The sequence below is a fragment of the Pseudomonas aylmerensis genome, from assembly GCF_001702265.1.
Taxonomy (GTDB): domain Bacteria; phylum Pseudomonadota; class Gammaproteobacteria; order Pseudomonadales; family Pseudomonadaceae; genus Aquipseudomonas; species Aquipseudomonas aylmerensis.
Genome location: NZ_MAUE01000022.1, coordinates 112,183 through 123,163, shown reverse-complemented (window position 1 = coordinate 123,163; position 10,981 = coordinate 112,183). Strand labels below are relative to the sequence as shown.

Annotated in this window: 10 protein-coding genes; 2 read left to right on the top strand and 8 right to left on the bottom strand. The window is 62.4% G+C overall.

The features are described from left to right. Positions 1-25: 25 nt before the first annotated feature. The 4 genes from coaD to BBG20_RS15680 all read right to left on the bottom strand — a co-directional run bounded on the left by coaD (position 26) and on the right by BBG20_RS15680 (position 4,331). The gene (gene coaD, locus BBG20_RS15695; protein ID WP_003176711.1) at positions 26-505 is read right to left on the bottom strand and encodes a pantetheine-phosphate adenylyltransferase; all 480 of its coding nucleotides are present in this window, start codon (positions 503-505) and stop codon (positions 26-28) included. 114 nt (positions 506-619) lie between these two features. Next, the gene (locus BBG20_RS15690; RefSeq protein WP_065902192.1) at positions 620-2,215 is read right to left on the bottom strand and encodes a GMC family oxidoreductase; all 1,596 of its coding nucleotides are present in this window, start codon (positions 2,213-2,215) and stop codon (positions 620-622) included. A gap of 114 nt (positions 2,216-2,329) precedes the next feature. Next, positions 2,330-2,875: a twin-arginine translocation pathway signal protein gene (locus tag BBG20_RS15685; protein WP_065902189.1), complete on the bottom strand. Its 546-nt coding sequence runs from the start codon at positions 2,873-2,875 to the stop codon at positions 2,330-2,332. 28 nt (positions 2,876-2,903) lie between these two features. Continuing rightward, positions 2,904-4,331, bottom strand: a complete 1,428-nt coding sequence (locus tag BBG20_RS15680) for a coniferyl aldehyde dehydrogenase (protein WP_065902186.1) — start codon at positions 4,329-4,331, stop codon at positions 2,904-2,906. 146 nt (positions 4,332-4,477) lie between these two features. Between BBG20_RS15680 and BBG20_RS15675 the strand changes: the two genes are divergently transcribed. Both BBG20_RS15675 and BBG20_RS15670 read left to right on the top strand, forming a co-directional pair. After that, positions 4,478-5,149, top strand: a complete 672-nt coding sequence (locus tag BBG20_RS15675) for a TetR/AcrR family transcriptional regulator (RefSeq protein ID WP_065902184.1) — start codon at positions 4,478-4,480, stop codon at positions 5,147-5,149. Between the two features lie 33 nt (positions 5,150-5,182). Then, entirely contained in the window at positions 5,183-6,037 is an 855-nt protein-coding gene (locus BBG20_RS15670; RefSeq protein ID WP_065902182.1) for a sulfurtransferase, read from the top strand. A 119-nt stretch (positions 6,038-6,156) separates the two neighbouring features. Here BBG20_RS15670 and BBG20_RS15665 read toward each other — a convergent pair whose 3' ends face one another. The 4 genes from BBG20_RS15665 to BBG20_RS15650 all read right to left on the bottom strand — a co-directional run bounded on the left by BBG20_RS15665 (position 6,157) and on the right by BBG20_RS15650 (position 10,775). Next, positions 6,157-7,152 carry a hydrolase gene (locus BBG20_RS15665; RefSeq protein WP_065902180.1) on the bottom strand — a complete coding sequence of 332 codons (996 nt, stop codon included), beginning with the start codon at positions 7,150-7,152 and terminating at the stop codon, positions 6,157-6,159. Positions 7,153-7,319: 167 nt separating this feature from the next. After that, positions 7,320-7,937, bottom strand: a complete 618-nt coding sequence (gene rsmD / locus BBG20_RS15660; protein WP_065902177.1) for a 16S rRNA (guanine(966)-N(2))-methyltransferase RsmD — start codon at positions 7,935-7,937, stop codon at positions 7,320-7,322. Then, positions 7,937-9,427, bottom strand: a complete 1,491-nt coding sequence (locus BBG20_RS15655) for a M16 family metallopeptidase (protein WP_065902175.1) — start codon at positions 9,425-9,427, stop codon at positions 7,937-7,939. The genes rsmD and BBG20_RS15655 overlap by 1 nt, the downstream gene beginning before the upstream one ends. Then, on the bottom strand, positions 9,420-10,775 hold the full coding sequence (locus tag BBG20_RS15650) for a M16 family metallopeptidase (RefSeq protein ID WP_065902173.1): 1,356 nt from the start codon (positions 10,773-10,775) through the stop codon (positions 9,420-9,422). The genes BBG20_RS15655 and BBG20_RS15650 overlap by 8 nt, the downstream gene beginning before the upstream one ends. Positions 10,776-10,981: the final 206 nt, after the last annotated feature.

Genomic DNA, 10,981 nt, shown 5'->3' with positions numbered 1-10,981 from the left:
GCCACAATAAGCCCGCTTACAGAAATTACTTCTTGAAACGCAGTGTCAGCGCATCGGCCACGGCCGGGTGCACGAACTTGGTGATATCTCCGCCCAAAGCGGCAATTTCACGGACCAACGTCGAGGAAATGAACGAATATCGCTCCGACGGCGTGAGGAACAGGCTTTCCACGTCCGGTGCCAGTTGGCGATTCATGTTGGCCAGCTGGAATTCGTATTCGAAGTCCGACACCGCACGCAGGCCACGCAGGAACACATTGGCGTTCTGCTCTTTGGCGAAGTGCGCCAGCAATGTGGAAAAGCCCACCACTTCCACGTTGGGCAGGTGCTTGGTGACCTCACGCGCCAGCTCCACGCGCTGTTCCAGGGGAAACAGCGGGTTTTTCTTGGGGCTGGCCGCGACCGCGATGATCACATGGTCGAACAAGCGTGAGGCACGTTCGACCAGATCGCCATGGCCTTTGGTAATCGGGTCGAAGGTACCTGGGTACAACACTCGGTTCATCGCGTCGTCCTGGCGGAGTCCGTTGGGGAACCGGATGGTATCGCAGCCGTCCCGGTCGGCCAAGTCAACTTATGCAGAAGAAAGCACTATAGACATGGCGAATAGCGTGTTTTTTCACGCTGTTTTCAGACGTTCGGCCAAGGCTGTCGCCAGTTGCGCGGTCAATCCATACACCGACAATTGCGGGTTGGCCCCAATGCTGGTGGGGAACAACGAGCCATCGTGGATCGACAGATTGCGCAATTGGTGATGACGGCCAAGGCTGTCGGCCACCGCATTTTTCGGGTCTTCACCCATGGCGCAACCGCCCATCACATGGGCGCTGCCCAGGCAGGTGCGGTGCAGTTCCAGGTTCAGCCCTTCGATCAGCGTGCGGGCTTCGCCCAGGCTCGTCACGTAGCGCGCATCGTGGTGCAGCGGCTTGACCGACTTGGCTCCCGCCGCGAACTGGATCTCGGCCATGCTGTGAAAGGCGCGACGCAGGCCGTCCCAGGCGTACGCCGATACCTGATAGTCGAGCACTGGTGTGCCATCGCCGCGCAACTCCACGCTGCCGCCCGGGCTGTCGGGGTGGAAACCGTCGCGCAGCAAGGCCAGCATCGCGTGGGTGTTGGGCAATTGCTTCATGTCCATGGCGTTCTGCGTGCCGTAGCCGCCCAGCAGGGTGCTGGCGAGTGCCGGGTGCAGCGGCGGCGCCTCAAGCTTGTAGGACATTTTGCCGGTAGTGCCGTCCTGCCATTGAAAATGGTCGGAGTAGATTGACTGCGGCGCGCCGTAGAACGGGTTGATCACCTCCTCGAACAGCCCGGCGGAGAAATTCACCAGGTGCAGGAAGGTGCGCTTGCCCAGCCGCGAATGCGGGTCCGGGGCATCCGAGCGCATCAGCAAGGCGGGGCTGTTGATGCCGCCGCCGGCCAGCACGTAATGCTTGGCCTTGACCGTGATTTTGCGGCCAGTCGGTGCCACGCAGCGTTCATCCATCGCCACGCATTCCAGGCTGCTGATGTGGTCGCCGCTGTAGAGCAGGCGTTCGGCGCGGGCCAGATACAGCAGCTCGCCGCCTTTTTCCAGGGTCGAGGGGATGGTGGTTACCAGCATCGATTGCTTGGCGTTGACCGGGCAGCCCATGCCGCAATAACCCAGGTTGAAGCAGCCGCGCACGTTGCGGGGGATCACGTGCCAGCTGTAGCCGAGCTTTTCGCAGCCTTTGCGGATCACGTCATTGTTGGCATTGGGTGGCATGGCCCAGGGGGCAATCCCCAGGCGTTGCTCCATTTTTTCGAACCAGGGCGCCATTTCGGCACTGCTGTGGCCCTTCACCGCATATTCGCTGGCCCAGTGGGAAAGTGTCGCGTCCGGCGTACGAAAGCTGGAGGTCCAGTTGATCAGCGTGGTCCCGCCCACCGCGCGGCCCTGCAGGATGGTGATCGCGCCATCCTTGCTCATGCGGCCGATGCCTTCCTGGTACAGGCTGGTGTAGGCCTCGTCCTCGAGCAGCTTGAAGTCGCTGCTGGTCTTGAGCGGGCCTTCTTCGATCAGCAACACCTTGTAGCCGGCGGCGCTGAGGATCTCGGCGGTGGTGCCACCACCGGCGCCGCTGCCGATGATCGCTACGTCGGCCTCCAGGGTCAGGTCGTTGTCGAGGGCGGCGCCATTGTGGGTTTTCCAGCCACGGGCCAGGCCGTCGCGGAACAGATCGGGTACGGGCATAGACAGGCACTCTTATTGTTATACGAAGTTGCAGTCAGTGTGGGAGCTGGCTTGCCTGCGAAAGCGGCCTGCCTGCGGGTACAGCCCCACATTGCAGCGGGTTTTCAGCCAGGGCTAGACCTTGGGCGGGCCCGGATAGCCGCAATGCGCCCAGGACTGCGGGCGGAAGTACCACGACATGATTACCAGCTTGAGCAGCGAGCCCTGGCCCATGCGCAGCAGGTTGAGATAGCTGTTTTCCCAGCGGTGCAGGAAGTTGCGGATCTGCTCCGCGCTGGCGTTTTCCCAACTGCCCCAGATGCCGGTCAATGGGCCACGGGTGATGCCCATGCCCAATACGTCGAACAGTTGCTGGGTGAGCTTGAACATTTCCGGCGACAGGTGCTGCAGGCTGTAGTCGAGTTTTTTCAGAGTGTCGTCAATCCCGGCGACCACCTCTTGGGCGCTTGCCGCGCCTTCGAGCAACACCGGGATTACCGCGCGCAAAAACGGCAGGTCACTGCTGCGCAGCATGGCAAAGCCGCTGGCCGGGGTGCTGCTGGAGCAGCCGCTGAGGCTGGCGCCGAGCCCGGCCGTGGCCAGGAAAGCACTGGCGCACAAGCCGATTTTCAATACGCCGCGCCGCGACAGCGCGGGTGAATCAGTCAGGCTAGGGTTCATTGTTATTGTTATCCCGAGAGTGGCGGAATCAGCGAACGAACAGCTTCTGGATCAACTTCTGGATGGCTTTGCCGTACGGCGGGTAGATCAACTTGGCCGCATTGAGGCGCTGTTTCACCAGCACGCCCTTGGCTTTGCTGAACGTGAGAAAACCTTCGTGGCCGTGGTAGTGGCCCATGCCCGAGGGGCCGATGCCGCCAAAGGGCATGTCATCCTGGGCCACGTGCAGCAGGGTGTCGTTCAGGCACACGCCGCCGGAATGAGTCTCGTGAAGTACGCGATTCTGCTCGCCCTTGTTGTAGCCGAAGTAATACAGGGCCAGTGGGCGAGGCCTTTCGTTGATGTAGGCAAACGCCTGGTCGAGGCCTCGATACGGCACGATCGGCAGCACCGGGCCGAAGATCTCGTCCTGCATCACGGTCATGTCATCGCTGACATTCAGCAACAGGCTGTGGGCCATGCGCCGGGCCTGGCCCTGATCGTACAAGGGGACCAGCGTGGCGCCCTTGTCGGTGGCGTCCTTGACGTAGGCATTCAGCCGGGCCAGTTGCCGCTCATTGATGATGGCGGTGTAGTCCGGGTTATCGGTTAGCGTCGGATAAAACCCGCGGACGGCCTTGCTGTAAGCCTCGACGAAACCCTCAACGCGATCTTCCGGCACCAGCACGTAGTCTGGCGCCACACAGGTTTGCCCGGCATTCAAGGCCTTGCCGAAGGCGATTCGTTCGGCGGCATCCTTGAGTGGCACATCGGCAGACACTATGGCCGGTGACTTGCCGCCCAATTCCAGGGTCACCGGCGTGAGGTGTTCGGCCGCGGCGCGCATCACATGTTTGCCGATGCTGGTGGCGCCGGTAAACAGCAGATGATCGAAACGCAGCTTGGAAAACGCCATGCCCACTTCGGCCTCGCCGAGCACTACGCACACCAGGTCCTCGGGGAAAATCTTCGCCAGCAGCGCCTTGAGCAACTCGCCGGTGGCGGGTGTGGACTCGCTGAGCTTGAGCATCACCCGGTTTCCGGCGGCCAACGCCCCGACCAGGGGGCCAATGGCCAGGTACAGCGGGTAGTTCCAGGGCACGATCACCCCGACCACGCCCAGCGGTTGGTAGATCACCTTGGCTGAAGCCGGCTGGAAGGCAATGCCTACAGCGCGACGGGAAGGTTTCATCCAGCCCTTGAGGTGTTTGCTGGCGTAGTGAATGCCATGCAGGCTGGGCATCAATTCGGCGAACAGGGTTTCGTCTGCACTGCGGTGGCTGAAGTCCTGGCTGATCGCGTCGATCAACGCCTGGCGTTCGTCGCTGAGCACATCACGCAGAGCCTTGAGCCACTGCTGGCGCTGCGCCGCCGGCGGCATCGGGTTGGCGGCATAGGCACGGCGTTGCGCGTCGAACAGGTCCTGGAGATGATCCAGCGCCTGGGAATCTTGCAGATAGGCAATGTTGGCAGACATGGCGCAGTTCCCGATTGTTATAGGTCTGCGTGGATTTTTAGAGTCATTGCTCTAAATTGTCAAATAACATTGCAGCAACATGCAGATTTATCCTTGCAAGGATAGGCCGTAAGATGCCCCATCACGTGTTTAGAAGCTGATCCCCTATGGCACCACGAGTAAAGACCAGCGAGCGCATTGTGCAAACCAGCCTGGAGCTTTTTAACCAGCAGGGCGAGCGCAGTGTGAGCACCAATCACATTGCCGCCCATATGGAAATTTCGCCGGGCAACCTGTACTACCACTTCCCCAACAAGCAGGCGATCATCGCCGTGTTGTTTCGTGAGTACGAAGCGTTGGTGGACAGTTTTCTGCGCCCGCCCCAAGGCCGCGCCGTGACCGTCGAAGACAAGCGCTTTTACCTGCAGGCCGTGCTGGCCGGCATGTGGCGCTACCGCTTCCTGCACCGTGACCTTGAGCACTTGCTGGAAAGCGACCCGGAACTGGCGACTGGCTACCGACGGTTTTCCCAGCGCTGCCTGATCCAGGGCAACGCCATTTACCAAGGGTTTGTCGATGCCGGCATCCTCAACATGGACCCGGTGCAGACCGAGGCCCTGACCCTCAATGCGTGGATCATCCTCACCTCGTGGGTGCGGTTCTTGTGCACCACCAATGAAAACTCCGCCCATTTGAGCGCCGAAGCCATCAAGCGCGGGGTCTACCAGGTGCTGGTGCTGGAGGCCGGGTTCGTCACGCCCCAGGCGAAAGACGCGGTGGATGCCCTGTTCAAAGAGTTTTACGTGCCGTTGAATCAGGCACTGGAAGAAGTGAAGTAGGACCTTTCCCGAATCTGTTCACAGGAGTCCGTCATGCCGCTTGCCCAACTGATCAGCCCCCAGCAATTGGCCGAGCGCCAGAAGTCGGCCGGGCTGGTGATCCTGGATTGCCGTTTTGCCTTGGAAGACCCGGACTACGGGCTGTGCAGCTATGCCGAAGGGCATATTGAGGGCGCGCAGTACGCCGACCTCGAGCGCCATCTCAGCGGCCCGGTGACCAAGGGCGTGACCGGTCGTCACCCGTTGCCGGTGGCGGACACCTTTGCCCGGCAATTGCGCGCCTGGGGTATTAACGCCGACACCGATGTCGTGCTGTATGACGACGGCCCCGGCGCCTTTGCTGCCCGCGCCTGGTGGTTGCTGGCCTGGCTGGGCAAACGTGACGGTGTGTTTATCCTGGACGGCGGCCTCAAGGCCTGGCACGTCGCCGGTTTCCCGCTGAGCCTGGACGCGCCGGTGGTCGAGCCGGGTACCTTCGCCGGGACGCCGGACAACCGCCTGGTGCTGGATGCAGAACACCTGCAAAAACGCCTGGGCCAACCGGGCCTGACCTTGATCGATGCCCGCGCCCAGCCACGTTTTCGCGGTGACGTGGAACCCATCGACCCGATCGCCGGGCACATCCCCGGCGCGCAGTGTGCGGCGTTCACCGAAAACCTTGGCAGTGATGGCCGTTTCCTGCCAGCCGACCAGCTCAAGCAGCGTTTCGCCGCTCAATTGCAGGGGCGTTCACCGGAGGAGTTGGTGGCGTATTGCGGTTCAGGGGTGACGGCGTGCCACAACCTGTTCGCCCTGAGCCTGGCGGGTTATCCGTTGGGCAAGTTGTATGCGGGGTCGTGGAGTGAGTGGATTACCGATCCGCAGCGTGAAATTGCTACGGGCGACTGAGTCGGTTGCGGTGTGAACCGCATCGAGTGTGGGAGTTGGCTTACCTGCGATGAGGGCGTGTCAGCGAGCGGATAATCGGCTGACACACTGCTATCGCAGGCAAGCCAGCCTCTCCATGTTCAGCCGTGTTGTGCCAGTAGCCACTGAGGAATTCGGCGTTCGAGGTAATAACCCGGGCGCCTCAGCGAGCCGTCGACGAACCCCACATGCCCACCCTTTGCCGTCAGCTCAAACTCGGTGCACTCCGATAACTCGCTGGCCTCGGGCAGGCTATGGGCGAATACAAATGGATCATCGGCCGCCTGGATAATCAGCGTCGAGGTGCGGATCGCCCCCAGGTAGTAGCGGCTCGACGCACGGCGGTAGTAGTCCTCGGCACTCAGGAAACCGTGCAGTGGCGCGGTGACCCGGCCATCGAAGTCCCAGAACGTGCGCATCTTCTCCAGTGAGCCGAGGGCTTCCAGGGTTTTCAGCCCGTCTGCCCGGCCATCCTGTAAAAAACGGCTTTGTTTGACGCGGATATACGCGAGCATTTCACGCATGAAGTGCTTTTGATAAACCCGCGAGAAACCCAGCCCGATACGGTCCGCACACTGGTCCAGCCGGAACGGCACCGACACCGCCGCCGCGCCTTGCAAGCCGGAGGCTTCGCCGGTTTCGCCCAAGTGTTTGAGCAGCACATTGCCCCCCAGCGAATAACCCACTGCATACAACGGCGCCAACGGCCGTTTCGCGCGCAGGTGGGCAATCGCCGCGGCCAGATCCTCGCTGGCGCCCGAGTGATAGCTGCGTGCCAACAGGTTTGGTTCGCCGGAACAGCCACGCCAGTTCAAGGCGGCACTGGCCCAGCCTTGAGCCGCGAGGACTTTTTGCAGGCCGGCTACATAGGGGGAATTGGATGAGCCGGTCAGCCCATGCAGCACCAGCACCAATGGCGCCTGCGCGTCATGCGGACCATGCCAGTCGAGGTCCAGAAAATCGCCGTCTTCCAGCCACAGGCGTTCGCGCTGGCGTTCGATATGGGTAGTGGGGCGCCATAGCGGCCCCCACAGGGTTTGCAGGTGAGGGTTGCCGAGGCCGAAGGCGGGGGTGAACAGTTCGGAGGACGGTGTCATGAAACTCTCAGTCTGTGGCGAGCGGGCTTGCACCCGCGTCGGGGTGCGAAGCGGCCCCAACACGAACGCCGCATTAATTCAGTTAGAGCACCGTCGCGGTTATGGGGCTGCTGCGCAGCCCGACGCGGGGCAAGCCCGCTCACCACAACAAGCTTGCTCGCCACAGATTAAGCGACGCTGTCGACCAACCGATGCCACAACGCGTAATACACCCGACCGGACTTCTGCTCCCGGTGCAGGCGCCAGGCGCCAGGCAAGCCGAGGGTTGACGGCGCGGTCTCGCTTTCAGTGTAGATCCATGCATCCGCCGCCAGCCATTGGCGCTCTTCGAGCAAGGTGCACACGGCGGGCAACAGGTTCTGGTTGAACGGCGGGTCGAGGAATACCACGTCGTATTCGCTTGCCGGCTGGGTTTCCAGATAGCGCAGCGCGTCGGCGGTTTGCACCTGGCCGTTGGTGCAGCGCAGGGTGCCGAGGTGTTCCTTGAGGCTGGACACCGCCACATTGCTTGCATCCAGCGCCTGGGCCTGGGCTGCGCCACGGGACAGCGCCTCGAGGAACAATGCGCCGCTGCCGGCAAACGGATCCAGCACTTTGGCCCCGCCGATATACGGCGCGAGCCAGTTGAACAGGGTTTCACGCACGCGATCAGGCGTGGGGCGCAGGCCGACGACGTCGGGGAAGCTCAGCTTGCGGCTGCCCCATTCGCCACCAATGATGCGCAGTTGGCCCACACCGTTATGCACGTTGTGGACAGGTTTTTTCGGGCGAGATGAACTGGCCATTAATGCTCCGGAACCCCGAGCGGCTGCTCGGCGGGTTTGTCAGTGGGGGGCGGTAGTGGCTTTTGCGCAATCGTCGGGCCGGCGGTCACGATGACCATCTTGTCGGCGCTCAAGTGTTTGTTCATGGCAGCCTTGACCTGCTCTACGGTCAGGGCCTGGGATTGTTTCATGAAATCTTCAAGATAGCTCAGCGGCAGGTTGTAGAAACCCATCGCGCCCAGTTGTCCGACGATGTCCGCGTTGCTGGCGGTGGACAATGGGAAGCTGCCGGCCAGCTCACGCTTGGCGTCGTCCAGTTCCTTCTGTGTCGGGCCGGTCTTGAGGTAGTCGGCCAGCACTTCCTCGACCAGGCGCAGGGTGCCACCGCTCATTTCGGCGCGGGTCTGCAGGTTGATCATGAACGGGCCGCGCACCTGCATCGGCGAGAAACCGGAGTACACGCCGTAGGTCAGGCCGCGCTTCTCGCGCACTTCGCTCATCAAGCGCGTGCCGAAACCGCCGCCGCCGAGGATCTGGTTGCCCAGGGACAGGGCTGCGTAGTCCGGGTCGGCGCGGTCGATGCCCAGTTGGGCGAACAGCAAGTGCGTCTGCTTGGACGGGAACTCGATATGGCTCAGGCCGGCCTTGGGTTCGGTCGGCTGGGCAATCTTGGCCAGCGCCGGGCCCTTGGGCAACGACGCCGAGACCTTGGCCGTCATGGCTTCGGCTTCGGCGCGGGTCAGGTCGCCGACCACGGCGATCACCGCATTACCTGCTGCATAAGCCTTGGCGTGGAACGCCTGCAACTGCGCGAGGGTAATCTTCGGGATGCTTTGCGGCGTGCCTTCGCTCGGGTGCGCGTACGGGTGATCGCCATACAGGCGCTTGAACAGCTCCAGGCTGGCCAGCTTGGCGGGGTTCTGCTTCTGGTACTCGAAGCCGGCGAGAATCTGGTTCTTGATCCGCACAAGAGAGTCGGCAGGGAAGGTCGGCTTGCCGATCACCTGGTCGAACAGTGCCAGGGCGGCGTCGCGTTTATCGCTGTCGCTGAGGCTGCGCAGGGATACCAGAGCCATGTCGCGATAAGCGCCATTGCCGAAGTCGGCGCCCAGGCCTTCAAAACCGCTGGCGATCTGGCTGACGTCCTTGCCCGGCACGCCTTCGTTGAGCATGGCGTTGGTCAGCAGTGCCACGCCTGGGGTGTTGCCGTCCTGGCTGCTGCCGGCGGCGAACAGGATGCGCATGTCGAACATCGGCAGTTCATGGGCTTCCACGAACAGCACCTTGGCGCCTTCGGCGGTGGTCCAGGTCTGCACATCGAGCTTGCGGTTCGTCGGCGCCTTGCCGTCCAGCTCAGCCAGCGATTGCAGCGTGTTGGCCGATTGCGCCGTGTCCAGCGCCTGGCTGGCCATCGAGTCGCTCGGGCGCAGGAAATACACGGCACTTGCCGCGATCAAGGTGACGACGATCAAGCCCGGCAGGACCAGGCGGCTGCTTTTGCGATCACTCATGAGCGGTCTCCTCAGGCATAACATGGGCGACGCTCAGACGTTCGCGGGTGAAATAGGTGCGCGCGGCTTTCTGGATATCTTCCGGGGTCACGCTTTGCAGGTCGGCCAGTTCAGTGTCCATGAGCGTCCAGGACAGCCCCACGGTTTCCAGCGAGCCGATGGCTGTGGCCTGGCTGGTGATGGAATCGCGCTGATAGACCACGCCGGCGATCACTTGGGCGCGGATGCGCTCCAGTTCTTCGGCGGTCGGCGGTTTGGACTTCAATTCTTCCAGCAGGCGCCACAGGCCCGCTTCGGCTTGGGCGACGGTCTTTTTCTTCTGCTGGTTCGGCGTGGCGGTCAGGGTGAACAGGCTGTCGCCACGGGTGTAGGCGTCGTAGCTGGTGGATGCGGCGGAGACCAGCTCCTCACCGCGCTCCAGTTGCTCCGAAATACGCGCGCTGTAGCCGCCGTCCAGCAGGGCCGAGATCAGGCGCAGGGCTTGTACCGAGCGCTTGTCTTCGGCGGTAGCCAGGCCCGGGACGTTGAAACCGAGGATCACGCTCGGCAGTTGGGTCTGCACACGCATCGTCAGCAGGCGCTCGCCAGGCTCGGCCAGCTCCATCGGGATCTTGGCGGGTGGCACGTCGCGCTTGGGAATCGGGCCGAAGTAACGCTGGGCCAGGTTTTTCACCTCGTCCGGGGTCACGTCGCCGACCACCACCAGGGTGGCGTTGTTCGGCACATACCAGGATTGGTACCAGTGGCGCAGCTCTTCGACCTTCATGCGGTCCAGGTCGGCCATCCAGCCGATGGTCGGCGTGTGGTAGCCGCTGGCGGGGTAGGCCATGGCCTTGAAGCGCTCGTAGGCCTTGGACATTGGATTGTCGTCGGTGCGCAGGCGGCGCTCTTCCTTGATCACCTCGATTTCGCGGCTGAACTCGTCGGCCGGCAGGCGCAGGCTGGCCATGCGGTCGGCTTCGAGCTCGAAGGCAACACCCAGGCGGTCACGGGCCAGCACTTGGTAGTAGGCGGTGTAGTCATCGCTGGTGAAGGCGTTTTCTTCGGCGCCCAGGTCGCGCAGGATCAGCGACGCTTCGCCGGGGCCGACCTTGGCGCTACCCTTGAACATCATATGCTCCAGGGCGTGGGACAAACCGGTCTGGCCCGGGGTTTCGTAGCTCGAACCGACCTTGTACCAGACCTGGGAAACCACCACCGGCGCGCGATGGTCTTCGCGCACGACCACCTTGAGGCCGTTATCCAGGGTGAATTCGTGGGTGGGTTGTGGGTCGGCAGCCAGGGCTGAGAGAGGCAGACAAACTGTGCTGAACAGCAGGCCTGCGGCGTGGCGGGCTAGAGCATTCATTCGTTTTTAAACCTGTTGGGCTGCCCGCTTGGTCTTAGCGTCGGCGGGCGAGGAGGTGCTAGGATACTGATCGGATTTAAGGACGGCCACTGCGGCAGTCGTGTTGAGGCCGTTTTAGGCCTTACGAAATGTTGCGCATGAACGAGCTGGCTAAAAAACAGTCTGTTACGCATCGAATTTTATTTACCGACGCCCCCCCAGGCGCG

Bases quoted from the DNA above. Each gene is read 5' to 3' on its own strand.
- coaD (WP_003176711.1), bottom strand. From the start codon at position 505: ATGAACCGAGTGTTGTACCCAGGTACCTTCGACCCGATTACCAAAGGC.
- BBG20_RS15690 (WP_065902192.1), bottom strand. From the start codon at position 2,215: ATGCCCGTACCCGATCTGTTCCGCGACGGCCTGGCCCGTGGCTGGAAA.
- BBG20_RS15685 (WP_065902189.1), bottom strand. From the start codon at position 2,875: ATGAACCCTAGCCTGACTGATTCACCCGCGCTGTCGCGGCGCGGCGTA.
- BBG20_RS15680 (WP_065902186.1), bottom strand. From the start codon at position 4,331: ATGTCTGCCAACATTGCCTATCTGCAAGATTCCCAGGCGCTGGATCAT.
- BBG20_RS15675 (WP_065902184.1), top strand. From the start codon at position 4,478: ATGGCACCACGAGTAAAGACCAGCGAGCGCATTGTGCAAACCAGCCTG.
- BBG20_RS15670 (WP_065902182.1), top strand. From the start codon at position 5,183: ATGCCGCTTGCCCAACTGATCAGCCCCCAGCAATTGGCCGAGCGCCAG.
- BBG20_RS15665 (WP_065902180.1), bottom strand. From the start codon at position 7,152: ATGACACCGTCCTCCGAACTGTTCACCCCCGCCTTCGGCCTCGGCAAC.
- rsmD (WP_065902177.1), bottom strand. From the start codon at position 7,937: ATGGCCAGTTCATCTCGCCCGAAAAAACCTGTCCACAACGTGCATAAC.
- BBG20_RS15655 (WP_065902175.1), bottom strand. From the start codon at position 9,427: ATGAGTGATCGCAAAAGCAGCCGCCTGGTCCTGCCGGGCTTGATCGTC.
- BBG20_RS15650 (WP_065902173.1), bottom strand. From the start codon at position 10,775: ATGAATGCTCTAGCCCGCCACGCCGCAGGCCTGCTGTTCAGCACAGTT.